This is a genomic window from Ralstonia mannitolilytica (assembly GCF_905397375.1).
GTDB classification, from domain to species: domain Bacteria; phylum Pseudomonadota; class Gammaproteobacteria; order Burkholderiales; family Burkholderiaceae; genus Ralstonia; species Ralstonia mannitolilytica.
Window position 1 is genome coordinate 561,285 of the sequence record NZ_CAJPVG010000001.1, and the last position, 16,914, is coordinate 578,198.

Here is a 16,914-nt window from a genome sequence, read left to right on the forward strand (position 1 = left end):
CGCGTGTGGCCGCCTTCCATGCGCCGGGGCGCGGCCCTCGCGGCGCATGGAGCCAACACAGCATGCCCCAAACAGCCGATCTGATCGTCACCACGCCCAGCGGGCTGTACTGCCCCGCGGGCGATTTCTATGTAGACCCATGGCGGCCGGTGGACCGCGCCGTCATCACGCACGCGCATAGCGACCACGCCCGCGTGGGGCACCACCACTACCTGGCGGCCGCGCCGGGCGCGGGTGTGTTGCGCGCGCGGCTCGGCAGCGACATTCCGCTGCAGACGCTCGCGTATGGCGAATCGGTCGTCCACCACGGGGTGCGGCTGAGTTTCCATCCGGCGGGGCATGTGCTGGGCTCCGCGCAGGTGCGGCTGGAATACGGCGGCGAGGTCTGGGTGGTCTCGGGTGACTACAAGGTCGAGGCCGACCGCACGTGTGCCCCGTTCGAGCCCGTGCGCTGCGACACGTTCATCACCGAATCAACCTTTGGGCTGCCGATCTACCGCTGGCGGCCGCAAGCCGAGATCTTTGCGCAGCTCAACGCGTGGTGGCGCGCCAATGCGGAGGCGGGCCGCGCGAGCGTCGTGTTCTGTTATTCGTTCGGCAAGGCGCAGCGCATCCTGTCCGGGCTGGATGCCGGCATCGGGCCCATCGTTTCGCACGGCGCCATGCTGCAGATGGACGCGGCGTATCGCGCGGCAGGCGTGGCGCTGCCGATGACGCAACTGGTGACCGACCTGCCTCGTGCGGCGTTGCGGCGCGCCATGGTGCTGGCGCCGCCATCGGCGCAACGCACGCCGTGGATGCGTCGCTTTGGCGACTATGCCGATGCGTTTGCCAGCGGCTGGATGCAGTTGCGTGGCGCGCGGCGGCGGCGCGGCGTCGATCGCGGTATCGTGCTATCCGACCATGCCGACTGGCCGGGCCTGCTGCAGGCGATCGAGGCCACGGGCGCCACGCGCGTCTACGTCACGCACGGGCAGGTGCCTCCGATGGTGCGCTGGCTGTGCGAGCAAGGCTTGGACGCGCGCGCCTTCGCCACCGAGTACGGCGACGAAGATGAAGCGGCCGCGGCGCAGAGCGCGCCGGTTGCAACGGAGCCGTCCGCCCCATGAAAGCCTTTGCCGACCTGTACGCGCAGCTGGACGCCACCACGTCGAGCAACGCCAAGCTGGCCGCGCTGGTGGCGTATCTGCGCGCCGCGCCCGACGCCGATGCGGCGTGGGCCGTGTACTTCCTGGCCGGCGGCAAGCCGAGGCAGCTCGTGCCCGTGCGCGTGCTGGCCAACTTCGCGCAGTCAGCCTCCGGCCTGCCCGAATGGCTGTTCGACGAGTGCTACCAGGCCGTGGGCGACCTGGCCGAGACCATCGCGCTGATCCTGCCCGATGCCGACCACACGGACGACGCCAGCCTGGCCGAGTGGATGGAAGCGCGGCTGCTGCCGCTGCGCGGCCTGCCGCCCGAGGTGGTGCTGCCGCGCCTGGCGGAGTTGTGCCGAGGCCTGCCGCTGCACGCGCGGCTGGTACTGATGAAGCTGATGACGGGTGCGTTTCGTGTGGGCGTGTCGAAACTGCTTGTCACGCGCGCGCTGGCCGAGGTGGGCGGCACCGACCCGAAGCATGTGGCGCAGCGGCTGATGGGCTATACGGATATCGCCCAGGCGCCCACGGCCGAGCGCTATCGCGCGCTGCTGGCCGATGCGAGCGCCGACGGCCACGCGCTGGACGCAGGCCACCCGTATCCGTTCTTCCTGGCGCATCCGCTGCAGGCCGACGTGGAGGTCTTCGACACGCTGCTGGGCCCGCCGGCCGATTGGCAGATCGAATGGAAGTGGGATGGCATTCGCGCGCAACTCGTGCGCCGGGCCGATGGCGCGTGGCTGTGGTCGCGCGGGGAGGAGCTCATCACCGAGCGCTTTCCTGAACTTGCCGACATGGCGCGCGTGCTGCCGGCCGGCACGGTGCTCGACGGCGAAATCGTGGTCTGGCGCGAAGGCCGCGTCCAGCCGTTCGCACTGCTGCAGCAACGCATCGGCCGCAAGACGCTGAATGCGCGCGTGCTGCGCGATGCGCCCGCCGTGCTGCTGGCGTATGACCTGCTCGAATGGCAGGGCGAGGATTGGCGCGGCCGCACGCAAGCCGAGCGGCGCGCCCAGCTTGAACGCGTGATTGCCGAATGCGTGCACCCGGCGCTGGAGCTGTCGCCGCTGCTTCAGGGCGACGACTGGCCGCACCTTGCGCACCAGCGCGAGGCCTCGCGCGAGCTCGGTGTGGAAGGGCTGATGCTCAAGCGGCGCGATGCGCATTACGGCGTGGGCCGTACCAAGGACGTGGGCGTGTGGTGGAAGTGGAAGATCGATCCGTACTCGGTCGATGCGGTGCTGATCTACGCGCAGCGTGGCCACGGGCGCCGCGCGAGCCTGTACACCGACTACACCTTCGCCGTGTGGGATGCCCCGCCCGACGTGCCCGAGCGCAAGCTGGTGCCGTTTGCCAAGGCGTATTCCGGCTTGAGCGATGCGGAGATCCGCCAGGTGGATGCGCTCATCCGCAAGACCACGGTGGAGACCTTCGGGCCCGTGCGCAGCGTGACCCCGACGATGGTGTTCGAGCTCGGCTTTGAGGGCATCGCCCGCAGCGCGCGCCACAAGAGCGGCATTGCGGTGCGGTTTCCGCGCATGCTGCGCTGGCGGCACGACAAGCCCGTCGCCGAGGCCGATACGCTGCAGACCCTCGAAAGCCTGCTGCCCGTGCCATGAGCGAAGCCGCGCTGCCCACCGTCGATGCATGGTTTGCCGCGCGCGGCTGGACGCCGATGCCGTTTCAGCGCGCGGTATGGGACGCCATGGCGCGCGGCGAATCGGGCCTGCTGCATGCCACCACGGGCGCGGGCAAGACGTATGCCGTGTGGCTGGGTGCGCTGCAGCGCCTGGCCGACGTACGCGGGCGCGGCGGTGCGCCGCCGCTGTCGGTGCTCTGGCTCACGCCCATGCGTGCGCTGGCCGCCGACACCACGCGTGCGATCTCGGAAGCGGCACAGGCGCTGGCACCGCACTGGACGCTGGGCCTGCGCACCGGCGACACGGGCAGCGCCGAACGCGCTGCGCAATCGCGCCGCTTGCCCACGGCACTGGTCACCACGCCGGAGAGCCTGTCGCTCATGCTGGCGCGTGCCGATGCGCGCGAAGCGCTGGGCTCCGTGCGCGTGGTGGTGGTGGACGAATGGCACGAGCTTGTCGGCAACAAGCGCGGCGTGCAGGTGCAGCTGGCGCTGGCACGGCTGCGGGCGTGGTCGCCGGGGCTGATCGTGTGGGGGCTCTCGGCCACGCTGGGCAACCTGACGGAAGCCATGCAAGCCCTGGGCGACGCCGGCACGCCCGCCGCCGGCACGCTGGTGCAGGGCCACCTGCCCAAGCGCATGGAGATCGACACGCTGCTGCCCGATGGCGTCGGGCGGTTTCCGTGGGCGGGGCATCTGGGCATGGCGATGCTGCCTCACGTGCTGGAAGAACTGGAGAGCGCCCGCACCGCGCTGGTGTTCCTGAACACGCGCTCGCAGGCGGAACTGTGGTACCAGGCCGCCATCAACGCGCGGCCGGAATGGGCGGGTCTGATTGCGCTGCATCACGGCTCGCTCGATCGCGGCACACGCGACTGGGTGGAAGCGGGGCTCAAGCAAGGCGCGCTCAAGGCGGTGTTCTGCACGTCGAGCCTGGACCTGGGCGTGGACTTCCTCCCGGTGGAACGCGTGCTGCAGATCGGCTCGCCCAAGGGCGTGGCGCGGCTGCTGCAGCGTGCGGGGCGGTCCGGCCACGCGCCGGGGCGGCCGTCACGCGTGACGGTAGTGCCCACGCACAGCCTGGAACTCGTGGAGAGCGCGGCCGCGCGTGCAGCCGCGCTCTCGGGCCAGGTCGAGGCACGCGCCTCGCCGCACAAGCCGCTGGACGTGCTGGTGCAGCATCTGGTGACGGTGGCACTGGGCGGCGGCTTCGTGCCCGATGCGCTGCTGCAGGAAGTGCGGCGCGCGTGGGCGTATCGGGATCTGCGCGACGACGAATGGCAATGGGCGCTCGACTTCGTGCGCCAGGGCGGCCACTCGCTCACGGCCTACCCCGACTACCACCGCGTTGCGCCCGACGAACACGGCATCTGGCGCGTGCCCGACGCGCGCCTGGCCCGCCGGCACCGCATGAGCATCGGCACCATCGTCAGCGATGCCACGATGACCGTGCGCTGGTGGCGCGCGGCGGGTGGCGGTGCGCTCGGGTCGATCGAGGAAGGGTTCATCGCGCGCCTGCGCCCCGGCGACAACTTCCTCTTTGCGGGCCGGCTGCTTGAACTGGTGCGCGTGCAGGACATGACCGCCTATGTGCGCCGCGCCAGCGGCAAGCGGGCCGCCGTGCCGCGCTGGAATGGCGGACGCATGCCGCTGTCCACCGAGCTGGCGCATGCCGTGGTGGCACAGCTCGATGCCGCGGCACACGGGTGCTTCGACGGCCCCGAGATGCTGGCTGCGCGCCCCCTGCTGGAGTTGCAGGCGCGCTGGTCTGCACTGCCGACCACCGCCACGCTCGTTGCCGAGACCTTGCACTCGCGCGAGGGCTGGCACCTGTTCCTGTATCCGTTTGCCGGGCGGCATGCGCATCTGGGGCTGGCGAGCCTGCTGGCGTGGCGCGCGGCCGAGCGCACGCCGGCCACGTTCTCGATGGCGTTCAACGACTACGGGCTGGAGCTGCTGTCTGCCACGCCCATCGACTGGCCCACGCTGCTGGCCAGCGGCGAGCTGTTTGCAACCCACACGCTGCTGCACGATGTGCTGGCCAGCCTCAACGCCGGCGAGCTCGCGCAGCGGCGCTTCCGCGAGATTGCGCGCGTGTCGGGGCTGGTGTTCCAGGGCTATCCCGGCGCGCACAAGAGCACGCGCCAGCTGCAGGCGTCATCGGGCCTGTTCTATGAAGTCTTCCGGCGGCACGACCCGGGCAACCTGCTGCTCACGCAGGCCGAGAACGAAGTGCTGCGCCAGGAGCTCGATCTGGACCGCATCGACGCGGCCCTCACACGCATGCGCGCGCTGCGGCTGGAGCTGCGGGCGCTGCAGCGGCCATCGCCGTTCGGGTTTCCGTTGATGGTGGAGCGCTTTCGCGAGCAGCTGTCCACCGAGAAGCTGGCCGACCGCATTGCCCGCATGCTGGCCGACGCCGAACGCGCGGCCGGCCCGGAGCCGACCGACCCCGATGCGGCGCCGCGCCCCGCCATCGATGCCGACGTGCAAGCCGCGCTGCGCATGACGGAATCGCCTGAGACGGCGGGCAAGGGCAGCCGCCGTGCGCGCCGTCCGCGCAAGACGTCGAAACCGCTGCCGCTGCTATGACCGGGCCGCACGATCTCGTCATCCAGTGCGCGGGCGAAGCCGTCTGGCTGCTGCCCGAGCGCGCGCTGTGGTGGCCGGCGCAGCGCATGCTGATGGTGGCCGATGCGCATTTTGGCAAGGCGGCGACGTTCCGCGCGCGCGGTGTGCCGGTGCCCGCCGGCAGCACCGGGCAAGCCGTGGCGCGGCTCGATGCCATGCTCGCGCGGCTGCCGGTGGCGCACATCGCCTGGCTCGGCGACCTGCTGCACGCACGCGAGGCGCAGGCGGCCCTCGAAGCGCTGGCGGCATGGCGCGACCGGCATGCCGACGTGGCGTGCACGCTGGTGCGCGGCAATCACGACCGCCACGCGGGCGACCCGCCGGCCGCGCTGCGCTTCAACGTGGTGGAAGAACCGTGGGTGCTCGGCCCCTTCGCGCTGTGTCACGCGCCGCAAACGGTGCCCGGCCACTACGTGATCGCCGGGCATGTGCACCCCGGCATCGTCATCAGCGGACGCGGGCGCGACCGGCTGCGGCTGCCGTGCTTCCGCTTTGGCCCCGGCGCTGCGCTGCTGCCGGCATTTGGTGAGTTCACGGGCTTGTGGACGGCCCCCGCCGCGCCCGGTGAAGCCCTGTATGGCGTGGCAGACGGCCAGGTGTGGCCGTTGTTCTAGCGCGCCCAGCGCGGCGCCTCAGACGCTGACGACCTTGTTCTTGCCCGCGCGCTTGGCCTGGTACATGCCGCGGTCTGCGCGGTGGATGGCCGCCATGGGCGGTTCGTCCTTGCCCAGCTCCGCCACGCCGGCAGAAAACGTGATGAACAGGCGCGTGTCGCCGGCCATGAAGAAGCGCTGGGTCAGTGCACGCTGCAGCCGGACGATGGTCTTCACGCCGTCTTCCAGGCGCGTGTCCGGCATGAGCACCACGAACTCCTCGCCGCCGAAGCGGGCCAGCGTGTCCTGCGGCCGCATCGACTCGCGCGCCACCTGCGCCAGGTGCGCGAGGGCATCGTCGCCCGACGTGTGGCCGTGCGTGTCGTTGATGGCCTTGAAGTTGTCGATGTCCAGGAAGGCGATCGACAGCGCGGCGCCCTGCTGCATCGCCTGGGCCACCTCGCGCTCCAGCGCCTCTTCCAGGCCCTTGCGGTTGAGCGCACCCGTGAGCAGGTCGTGCCGCGCCGACGCCGAAGCAAGGTCCAGCGCCTTGCGCAGCCGGGCCACTTCGGCGGCGGCTTCTTCGGCCTTCATCTGCATGGCCGACAGCTCGTCGCGATTGCGCGCGGCTTCCGAAGACATCCACCGCGTGGCCGACAGCGCGTCCTGGATGACGGGCGCAATGTCCGCCACGGTCCGGGCCGCTTCGATGCGCCGCGCGCAGGCTTCCATCTGCCGGTGGTGTGCGTCCGACGTGGCGGCCGCGGCAGACAGGCGCTCCATGAAGGCGGCCAGCAGCCGCTTCATCTCTTCCTGCGCCTCCATCGACTTGCTCTTGAGCGAGCTCTGCTTGTGGATGACCTCCTTGAGGCGGCGCCGCAGATCGTCCAGCCGGCGCAGGCTCACGGGCGCTTCGCTGGCCCGCATCAGGGCGTCGATCTGGCCGCGCAGCCAGTGGTCGTCCAGCGAGAGTTCGCTAATGTTCTCGAACACGAGCTGCAGCAGGCCCAGCAGCGACTGGCGGATGTCGTTCTGGTCAGCGGCCGCCAGCGCCAGCCGCTGGTTGAACGCCGCGAGCCGGCTGTTCACGCTGGCGAGGCTTTCGGCGTCGGAGCGGCACGCCTTGACGAGCGCCCAGGCCGCTGGGCCGACCAGGGCATCGTCGGTGCCCAGGGCCGGCAGGCAGCACTCGACGGTGCGCGCAAGATGCTCGCGCAGGTCGCGCACGAGCGCCGCGCGCTCTGCCGGGGCGTCTTCATGGGGCTTGCTGCCTGCGATTTCGTAATAGATCGCGGCAAAGTTATCTGGCGTGGGAGCCAACCTGCGTGAGGCCAGCAGCCGGAGAGCGTGCCGCGCGGTCTCCGATGGGTTCTTTTCGGTCATACCTAATACAACAGGTTGGCAAGCGGGATTGGAGACCGATTCTCCATGGTTCGCGCCGCACCGAAAAGCCGCGAAAAGGTGTATGTGGGTGTTTGTTGTGGAAAGGCGTCCGCCGTGATCCCCGGGCGAGACACGCCGCCAGGCGCGGTGGCGAGCGAAGGATTGCGCCGGGCAGCGCCGTGCGCCGCTGGTGGACGCGGCCCGCCGTTACGACAGCTCGGGCGCGGCAGCGGCGCGCGCGCGTTGCCCACGCGTTGCCACCCAGCAGAGGATGGAGCCCGCACACACCATCGAGGCGCCTTTCCAGAACGCGAACGACAGCGGCGTGCGCAGCAGCGCCGCGGCCAGCGCCGCAGAAAACACCGGAATGAAGTACGACGCGCCGGCCAGCACCGTCACGTTGCCGTGCAGGATGCCCACGTTCCACGCTGCATAACCGAAGCCCATGGCCGATGCGGCCATCGCCAGGTAGACAATCGCCTCGACGCTGAAGTGCATCGCGCCGCCGCCGGTGGCGAAGTATTTGATCCACAGCGCCAGCGCCGTCAGCATGAAGAACAGCGTGATGCCGTTCTTGCCCTCGGCGATCCGGGCGGTCACGGTGCAATACGCGGCCCAGATCACGGCGCCCGAAAACGCCAGCCCATAGCTGAGCGGGTTGTCGCGCACGTTTGCGGCCATGCCGCCGATGTCGAGCCCCTGGTCGCCGCCCAGTACGAGGCAGATGCCGAGAATGGCAATGAGAAACCCCGGCACGATCAGCAAGTTCGATCTCTGCTTGTTGAACACGATCGCGCACAGCATCGTGAACGACGGCCACAGGTAGTTGACCATGCCGACCTCAATGGCCTGCGGGCTGGTGTTGGCATAGCCGATCGACAACGACAGGCACAACTCATACGCCACGAACAGCAGGCTTCCCCACACGAGATACCGGCGCGGAAAATCCTTCCAGCGGATGAACCCGACGGTGAAGAGCAGCAGCACCGAGGCCACGCTGTACATCATGGCGGCACCGCCCACGGCCCCGAGGCTCTGGCTGACGCCCCGGATCAGCCCGACGATCGAGGCCCACAACAACACCGCGATGAGCCCGATGAGGGTCGCCCTGCTCCTGCTTTGCATAACGTGCCTGCGCTGACTTGTCGATTGGGAAGGGGCCGATCTTACCGCCATCGCGCGGCACGTCGATCGGCTAGCCGGCCTGCAACCGCCGCCACAGCGTCGTCTTGCTGATGCCGAGCGCCGCGCACACCGCGTCGCGGTCGCCGCCATGCGCGGCCAGCGCGGCCCGGATCGCTTCGGCTTCCACGCCACGGCTGCGCTCACGCAGCGTTTGCGCGCCGCCCCTGCCGCGCGCCGTCTGTGCAAACACCTCGGGCGCGATCATGCGCAGCACGTCTTGGGTGAGGGGGCTGGCGTCGTCGTTATCGGCCAGTTCCACCGCAATGCGCTCGACCACGCTTTGCAGCTCGCGCACGTTGCCGGGCCACGTGTAGCGCTGCAGCGGCGCCGCAATGCCGGCCAGCAGATGCGCGGCCTCGTCGGTATCGGCAATGCGCAGCAGCAGGCGCGGCTCGCGGCGTGCGGCCTGCACGAGCAGTTCGGCGGCCAGCGGCATCACGTCGTCGGGGCGCTCGCGCAGCGGGGGCAGCGCGATGCTGAGGATGTTGAGGCGGTAGTACAGATCGGCACGGAAGGCGCCGGCTTCCACCGCGTCGGTCAGGGCACGGTGCGTGGCCGCCACGACGCGGATGTCCACGCTCGTGGGCTCGGTCGAGCCAAGCCGCACGACTTCGCGCTCCTGCAGCACGCGCAGCAGGCGGCTTTGCAGCGGCAGCGGCATCTCGCCGATCTCATCGAGGAAGAGCGTGCCACGATGCGCCGCCTCGATCAGCCCGGCCTTGCCGCCCTTGCGTGCGCCGGTGAACGCGCCTTCTTCGTAGCCGAAGAGCTCGCTCTCGAGCAGCGCCTCGGGAAACGCGCCGCAGTTGATGGCGACGAACGGAAAATCGCGCCGCGCGCTGAGCTCGTGCATGCTCTGCGCGACCATCTCCTTGCCGGTGCCGGATTCGCCGAGCACGAGCACGGTCGCATCCGACCTGGCATAGCGGCGCACGAGCGTGCGCACGCGCTCCATGGGCGGTGATGCGCCCACGAGATCATCGAGCCGGTAGCGCGCGCTGAACTGCTGCGGGCGCTGGCGCGAGCGCAGCGTGCGGTCGAGCCGCTCCACGGCGCGCGACTCCTGGAACGTGAACACGGTACCGTCTGCGGCGCCCATGCCGGCCAGCGGGCCGCGGTGGATGACGTAGCTCACGCCGCGCACGGTGCCGAGCGTGTCGCCGTCCGCATCGGGCAGCAGGCCCAGCAGGTTCGGCGCGATGCTCAGCAGCGGCTGGCCGATGGCCTGCTTGGCGTCGATGCCGAGCGCCGTGGCCAGCCGCTCGTTGATCGCTTCCACGCGACCTTGCGCATCGAGCGCCACCACACCGTCGCGCAGGTGCTGCAGCAGGTTGTCGAGCCGCTGGCGGCGCTGCGCTTCGCGGCGCGTGGCCTGCACGACTTCAAGCGCGGTGTCGAACGCCGCGCGCACGGAATCGCGCGAATACAGGAACACGGCCTGCATGCCGGCGCGCGCGGCCAGGTCCGTCACCAGGCCCGGTCCGACGACAGCGCCGACGCCGCGGTCGCGCAGGTCGAGCACGCAGCTCTCCGCGTCCTGCCGCGACGCATACGACGCGAACACCACGTCCATGTTGTATGCAGCGACAAAGCGGCGCACCTCCTCGGGCGTGTCGCCATGCGTGACGAGCGCCACCGGCTGCGCAGCATCGGCCACCGCACGGCGTGCACGGGCCAGCGCGTGCATCACGTCAAAGCCCGTCGGGTTGATGACGACCACCGGCAGAGACAGCCGCGGCTTCAGGTACGCGCCGTTCGAGCCGCCAGCGACCACCACATCCGGGCGCTGGGGTCCGGCCATGTCGATCTCGCGCACGATGTCTTCAAAGCCGCGCGTGACGACGCGCAGCTCGGCGCGGTCGTTGTACTCGGCGGCAATGTCGAGGAACAGGTCGCTCAGGCGGCTGATGCCGCACGCCCAGATGCGCGGGCGGTCAGCATGGTCGGCAGTCGGATGCATGATCCCTGCATTATGCGCCCGCCATTTCCATATTGAAATGGAAATTTCAATTCTGAAATGAGGTGATCCGGGGCGCCAACGCCACACCCATACAAATCAACGGCTTAGGCGGCGCGGCGCCGATGGCCCGCTTCCTGCTCTACACGGCGATTCTTCTGGAGCACGCATGAGCACAACCAAACGACAGCCCACCAGCGCGGGCGCCAAGTTCCGCCAGGCCGTGGCGGAGTCCCAACCGCTGCAGGTGGTGGGCGCCATCACCGCCTACGCCGCCAAGATGGCCGAGCAGACCGGCTTCAAGGCCCTGTACCTCTCGGGCGGCGGCGTGGCCGCCAACTCGCTGGGCCTTCCGGACCTGGGCATCAGCACGATGGAAGACGTGCTGATCGACGCCCGCCGCATCACCGACGCCGTGCAGGTGCCGCTGCTGGTGGACATCGACACTGGCTGGGGCGGCGCCTTCAACATCGCACGCACGATCCGCTCGTTCATCAAGGCGGGCGTGGCGGCCGTGCACCTGGAAGACCAGGTCGGCCAGAAGCGCTGCGGCCATCGCCCGGGCAAGGAAGTCGTGCCGACCGACGAGATGGTCGACCGCGTCAAAGCCGCCGTGGACGCCCGCACCGACGACGACTTCGTCATCATGGCCCGCACCGATGCGGCCGCTTCCGAAGGCATCGACGCCGCCATCGAGCGGGCCGTGGCCTACGTGGAAGCCGGCGCCGACATGATCTTTCCGGAAGCCATGAAGACGCTGGACGACTACCGCCGCTTCAAGGCCGCCGTGAAGGTGCCCATCCTGGCCAACCTGACCGAGTTCGGCAACACGCCGCTGTTCACCACGGACGAGCTGCGCAGCGCGGACGTCGATATCGCCCTGTATTGCTGCGGCGCGTATCGTGCGATGAACGCCGCGGCGCTGAACTTCTACCAGACCGTCATGCGCGACGGCACGCAGAAGGCCGCCGTCGAAACCATGCAGACCCGCGCCGATCTGTATCAATATCTCGGTTACCACGCGTACGAAGACAAGCTCGACGCGCTGTTTGCCGCACAGAAATAAGCCCGAAGATTCAACGCATCCAAGGAGACACCGCACCATGAGCGAAGCAGACAACAGCACCCCGAACACCGGCGCCTTCAAGCCCAAGAAATCCGTGGCCCTGTCGGGCGTGACGGCCGGCAACACCGCGCTGTGTACCGTCGGCCGCACCGGCAACGACCTGCACTACCGCGGCTACGACATCCTGGACCTGGCCGCGGCGTGCGAGTTTGAGGAAGTCGCCCACCTGCTGGTGCACGGCAAGCTGCCGAACAGGGCCGAACTGGCCGCCTACAAGGCCAAGCTCAAGGCGCTGCGCGGCCTGCCCGCCAACGTGAAGGCCGCACTGGAATGGGTGCCCGCCTCGGCCCACCCAATGGACGTGATGCGCACCGGCGTGTCGGTGCTCGGCACCGTGCTGCCCGAGAAGGACGACCACAACATCCCCGGCGCCCGCGACATCGCCGACCGCCTGATGGCCAGCCTCGGCTCGATGCTGCTGTACTGGTACCACTACAGCCACAACGGCAAGCGCATCGAAGTCGAAACCGACGACGACTCCATCGGCGGCCACTTCCTGCACCTGCTGCACGGCGTGGAGCCGTCGAAGTCGTGGGTCGATGCGATGCACGTGTCGCTGAACCTGTACGCCGAGCACGAGTTCAACGCCTCGACCTTCACCGGCCGCGTGATCGCCGGCACGGGCTCGGACATCTACTCCGCCATCACCGGCGCGATCGGCGCACTGCGCGGCCCGAAGCACGGCGGCGCAAACGAAGTGGCGTTCGAGATCCAGAAGCGCTACGACACGCCGGACGAAGCCGAGGCCGACATCCGCCGCCGCGTGGAGGCCAAGGAAGTCGTGATCGGCTTCGGCCACCCGGTGTACACCGTGTCCGACCCGCGCAACAAGGTCATCAAGGAAGTGGCGAAGAAGCTGTCGAAGGAAGCCGGCAACATGAAGATGTTCGACATTGCCGAACGCCTCGAAACCGTCATGTGGGACATCAAGAAGATGTTCCCGAACCTCGACTGGTTCAGCGCCGTGTCGTACCACATGATGGGCGTGCCCACCGCGATGTTCACCCCGCTGTTCGTCATCGCACGCACCTCGGGCTGGGCCGCGCACATCATCGAACAGCGCATCGACAACAAGATCATCCGCCCGAGCGCCAACTACACCGGCCCCGAAGACCTGAAGTTCGTACCGATCGGCAAGCGCCCGTAAGAAATAGGAAAGAAGAAAGGAGCGTCAACACACACCCACCGGCGGTGTGGCCGTTGACGTTGCTGCCCTGGATGGCGCCTTGAGTTTCTGTAAGCGGGCGAAAAGAAGAAGGAGGCTTGTCTGAGCGAAGCGAGTTTGCCTCCTTCTCCGCACGGTTACATAAATTCAAGGGGAAGTCGCCATCTCGGGCGCGCCTTTCTTTGCTTGCTTTCTTTGGCAAGACAAAGAAAGTAAGTCGCCCCCGGCAGGGGGAGAAACAAGGGATGGACCCACACCATGAACACAGCACACCGCAAACCCCTCCCCGGCACACACCTCGACTACTTCGACGCGAGAGAAGCCGTCGAAGCCATCCAAGCCGGCGCCTACGACAAGCTCCCCTACACCTCCCGCGTCCTCGCCGAGAATTTGGTACGCCGCTGCGACCCGTCCACCCTCACCGCCTCGCTCAAGCAACTGATCGAGCGCAAACGCGACCTCGACTTCCCGTGGTTCCCGGCGCGCGTGGTCTGCCACGACATCCTCGGCCAGACCGCATTGGTGGACCTCGCCGGCCTGCGCGATGCCATTGCCGACCAGGGCGGCGACCCGGCCAAGGTCAACCCGGTCGTGCCGGTGCAGCTGATTGTCGACCACTCGCTGGCCGTCGAATGCGGCGGCTTCGACCCCGACGCGTTCGCCAAGAACCGCGCCATTGAAGACCGCCGCAACGAAGACCGCTTCCACTTCATCGACTGGACCAGGCACGCGTTCAAGAACGTCGACGTGATCCCCGCGGGCAACGGGATCATGCACCAGATCAACCTGGAGAAGATGTCGCCCGTCATCCAGGCGCACGACGGCGTGGCCTATCCCGACACCTGCGTCGGCACCGACAGCCACACGCCGCACGTCGATGCGCTGGGCGTGATCGCCATCGGCGTGGGCGGGCTGGAAGCCGAAAACGTGATGCTCGGCCGCGCCTCGTGGATGCGCCTGCCGGACATCGTCGGCGTGGAGCTGACCGGCCAGCGCCAGCCCGGCATCACCGCCACCGACATCGTGCTGGCGCTGACCGAATTCCTGCGCAAGCAGAAGGTCGTGGGCGCGTACCTGGAGTTCTACGGTGAAGGCGCGTCCAAGCTGACGCTGGGCGACCGCGCCACCATCTCGAACATGGCACCGGAATACGGCGCCACGGCGGCGATGTTCTCGATCGACCAGCAGACGCTCGACTACCTGCGCCTGACCGGCCGCAGCGACGAGCAGGTCAAGCTGGTCGAAACGTACGCCAAGACCGCGGGCCTGTGGTCCGACACGCTCAAGAACGCCGAATACGAACGCGTGCTGCGCTTCGACCTCTCCAGCGTGGTGCGCAACATGGCCGGCCCGTCGAACCCGCACGCGCGCGTGGCCACGACCGACCTCGCTGCCAGGGGCATCGCCGGCAAGTGGGAAGACACACCGGGCCAGATGCCCGACGGGGCCGTCATCATCGCCGCCATCACGAGCTGCACGAACACCAGCAACCCGCGCAACGTGATCGCCGCCGGGCTGCTGGCACGCAATGCCAACCGCCTGGGCCTCACGCGCAAGCCGTGGGTCAAGACCTCGCTCGCGCCGGGCTCCAAGGCGGTGGAGCTGTACCTGAAGGAGTCGGGCCTGAAGGAAGAACTCGAGAAGCTCGGCTTCGGCATCGTCGCGTTTGCCTGCACCACCTGCAACGGCATGAGCGGCGCGCTGGACCCGAAGATCCAGCAAGAGATCATCGACCGAGACCTCTACGCCACGGCCGTGCTGTCGGGCAACCGCAACTTCGACGGCCGCATCCACCCGTATGCCAAGCAGGCGTTCCTCGCATCGCCGCCGCTGGTGGTGGCCTATGCGATTGCGGGCACCGTGCGTTTCGATATCGAGCGCGACAGCTTCGGCACCGATGCCAACGGCAAGCCGATCCTGCTGAAAGACCTGTGGCCGACCGACGAAGAGATCGACGCCATCGTGCGCGCCTCGGTCAAACCGGAGCAGTTCCGCCAGGTGTACATCCCGATGTTCGAGCAACGCAGCGAAACGGCCGCCAAGGTGAGCCCGCTGTACGACTGGCGCCCGCAAAGCACGTACATCCGCCGCCCGCCGTATTGGGAAGGCGCCTTGGCCGGCGAGCGCACGCTCAAGGGCCTGCGCCCGCTGGCGGTGCTGGGGGACAACATCACGACCGACCACCTCTCGCCGTCCAACGCCATCCTGCCCAACAGCGCGGCGGGCGAATACCTCGCCAGGATGGGCTTGCCGGAAGAAGACTTCAACTCGTACGCCACGCACCGCGGCGATCACCTGACCGCACAGCGCGCGACGTTCGCCAACCCCACGCTCGTCAACGAGATGGCCGTGGTGGACGGCAAGGTGCAGAAGGGTTCGCTCGCGCGCATCGAGCCCGACGGCAAGGTCACGCGCATGTGGGAAGCGATCGAGACATACATGGAGCGCAAGCAACCGCTCATCGTCATCGCTGGCGCCGACTACGGCCAGGGCAGCTCGCGCGACTGGGCCGCCAAGGGCGTGCGCCTGGCCGGCGTGGAGGCCATCGTGGCCGAAGGCTTCGAACGCATCCACCGCACGAACCTGATCGGCATGGGCGTGCTCCCGCTGGAGTTCAAGCCGGGCACCACGCGCCTCACGCTCGGCATTGACGGCACCGAAACCTTTGACGTGATCGGCGAGCGCAAACCGCGCACGGACCTGAGGCTCGTCATCCACCGCAAGAACGGCGAACGCGTGGAAGTGCCCGTCACGTGCCGCCTGGACAGCGACGAGGAAGTGTCGATCTACGAAGCCGGCGGTGTGCTGCAGCGCTTTGCGCAGGACTTTTTGGAATCGAACAAGGAAGCAGCATGAGCCACCCCGCGCAAGTGAAGATTCCCGCCACCTACATGCGTGGCGGCACCAGCAAAGGCGTGTTCTTTCGTCTGCAGGACTTGCCGCCGGCCGCGCAACAGCCCGGCGCCGCGCGCGACGCGTTGCTCATGCGCGTGATCGGCAGCCCCGACCCGTACGGCAAGCAGATCGACGGCATGGGCGGCGCCACGTCGAGCACCAGCAAGACTGTCATCCTGAGCAAGAGCACCCGCCCCGACCATGACGTGGATTACCTCTTCGGCCAAGTCTCGATCGACAAGCCGTTCGTGGACTGGTCCGGCAACTGCGGCAACCTGTCGGCGGCCGTCGGGCCGTTCGCCATCAGCAACGGCCTGGTGGACCCAAGCCGCGTGCCGGAAAACGGCACTGCCATCATCCGCATCTGGCAGGCCAACATCGGCAAGACGATCATTGCCCGCGTGCCGATGACCAACGGCGCGGTGCAGGAGACGGGCGATTTCGAGCTGGACGGCGTGACCTTTCCGGCGGCAGAAGTGCAGCTTGAATTCCTGGACCCGGCTGCCGAAGAGGAAGGCGACGGCGGCGGCGCGATGTTCCCTACCGGCAACCTCGTCGATGACCTGGAGGTGCCCGGCGTGGGCACGCTCAAGGCGACGATGATCAACGCGGGCATCCCGACCATCTTCGTCAACGCTGAGGCCATCGGCTACACCGGCACCGAACTGCAGGACGCCATCAATGGCGATGCGAAGGCGCTGGCGATGTTCGAGACCATCCGCGCGCACGGCGCGGTGCGCATGGGGCTGATCAACAGCATTGAAGAAGCCGCCACGCGGCAGCACACGCCCAAGGTGGCGTTCGTCGCACCGCCGAAGGACTACGTGGCATCGAGCGGCAAGAAGGTCGGCGCAGGCGATGTGGACCTGCTGGTGCGTGCGTTGTCGATGGGCAAGCTGCACCACGCGATGATGGGGACGGCAGCGGTCGCCATCGGCACGGCGGCGGCGATTCCGGGCACGCTGGTCAACCTGGCAGCGGGCGGTGGAGAACGCGGTGCCGTGCGCTTCGGGCATCCGTCGGGCACGCTGCGCGTCGGGGCGGAGGCCAAGCTCGTCGACGGGGAATGGACCGTCACCAAGGCCATCATGAGCCGCAGTGCGCGCGTGCTGATGGAGGGGTGGGTGCGCGTGCCGGGCTGAGCGTTGCCGACAAAAACGCCGTTCAGCGCCAACGCATGAACGGCTCGGAGAGGGCCAGCCATTGC

Annotated in this window: 11 protein-coding genes; 8 read left to right on the forward strand and 3 right to left on the reverse strand. The window is 68.4% G+C overall.

Annotated elements, in window-relative coordinates; all coding sequences use genetic code 11:
* The first annotated feature begins 62 nt into the window (after positions 1-62).
* Genes KHN96_RS02390 through pdeM form a run of 4 tightly spaced genes read left to right on the forward strand, consistent with a single transcriptional unit; the run spans position 63 to position 6,017 of the window.
* The gene (locus KHN96_RS02390) at positions 63-1,109 is read left to right on the forward strand and encodes a ligase-associated DNA damage response exonuclease (RefSeq protein ID WP_115044468.1); all 1,047 of its coding nucleotides are present in this window, start codon (positions 63-65) and stop codon (positions 1,107-1,109) included.
* Positions 1,106-2,752, forward strand: a complete 1,647-nt coding sequence (locus KHN96_RS02395) for an ATP-dependent DNA ligase (protein ID WP_045219292.1) — start codon at positions 1,106-1,108, stop codon at positions 2,750-2,752. The genes KHN96_RS02390 and KHN96_RS02395 overlap by 4 nt, the downstream gene beginning before the upstream one ends.
* Complete coding sequence (locus KHN96_RS02400) at positions 2,749-5,364, forward strand: ligase-associated DNA damage response DEXH box helicase (RefSeq protein WP_062738638.1); 2,616 nt, start codon at positions 2,749-2,751, stop codon at positions 5,362-5,364. The genes KHN96_RS02395 and KHN96_RS02400 overlap by 4 nt, the downstream gene beginning before the upstream one ends.
* Positions 5,361-6,017, forward strand: a complete 657-nt coding sequence (pdeM, locus tag KHN96_RS02405) for a ligase-associated DNA damage response endonuclease PdeM (protein ID WP_045219289.1) — start codon at positions 5,361-5,363, stop codon at positions 6,015-6,017. Before KHN96_RS02400 ends, pdeM begins: the two co-directional genes overlap by 4 nt.
* An 18-nt stretch (positions 6,018-6,035) precedes the next feature.
* On the opposite strand, the gene KHN96_RS02410 is transcribed toward pdeM, so the two are convergent.
* From KHN96_RS02410 to prpR, 3 genes are all read right to left on the reverse strand, one after another.
* A complete protein-coding gene (locus KHN96_RS02410; RefSeq protein ID WP_045219286.1) occupies positions 6,036-7,379 on the reverse strand; it encodes a GGDEF domain-containing protein in 1,344 nt (447 codons plus the stop codon).
* Between the two features lie 207 nt (positions 7,380-7,586).
* A complete protein-coding gene (gene yddG / locus KHN96_RS02415) occupies positions 7,587-8,504 on the reverse strand; it encodes an aromatic amino acid DMT transporter YddG (RefSeq protein WP_062738637.1) in 918 nt (305 codons plus the stop codon).
* Positions 8,505-8,574: 70 nt separating this feature from the next.
* Entirely contained in the window at positions 8,575-10,524 is a 1,950-nt protein-coding gene (gene prpR, locus KHN96_RS02420) for a propionate catabolism operon regulatory protein PrpR (protein ID WP_115044466.1), read from the reverse strand.
* Positions 10,525-10,690: 166 nt separating this feature from the next.
* Here prpR and prpB point away from each other — a divergent pair, with 166 nt between their 5' ends.
* The 4 genes from prpB to prpF all read left to right on the forward strand — a co-directional run bounded on the left by prpB (position 10,691) and on the right by prpF (position 16,849).
* Positions 10,691-11,587 carry a methylisocitrate lyase gene (gene prpB / locus KHN96_RS02425; RefSeq protein WP_062738635.1) on the forward strand — a complete coding sequence of 299 codons (897 nt, stop codon included), beginning with the start codon at positions 10,691-10,693 and terminating at the stop codon, positions 11,585-11,587.
* 37 nt (positions 11,588-11,624) lie between these two features.
* Complete coding sequence (gene prpC / locus KHN96_RS02430) at positions 11,625-12,794, forward strand: bifunctional 2-methylcitrate synthase/citrate synthase (protein WP_045219279.1); 1,170 nt, start codon at positions 11,625-11,627, stop codon at positions 12,792-12,794.
* A gap of 276 nt (positions 12,795-13,070) precedes the next feature.
* The gene (acnD, locus tag KHN96_RS02435) at positions 13,071-15,668 is read left to right on the forward strand and encodes a Fe/S-dependent 2-methylisocitrate dehydratase AcnD (RefSeq protein WP_062738634.1); all 2,598 of its coding nucleotides are present in this window, start codon (positions 13,071-13,073) and stop codon (positions 15,666-15,668) included.
* Positions 15,665-16,849 carry a 2-methylaconitate cis-trans isomerase PrpF gene (gene prpF / locus KHN96_RS02440; RefSeq protein WP_062738633.1) on the forward strand — a complete coding sequence of 395 codons (1,185 nt, stop codon included), beginning with the start codon at positions 15,665-15,667 and terminating at the stop codon, positions 16,847-16,849. The genes acnD and prpF overlap by 4 nt, the downstream gene beginning before the upstream one ends.
* The last annotated feature ends 65 nt before the right edge of the window (positions 16,850-16,914 follow it).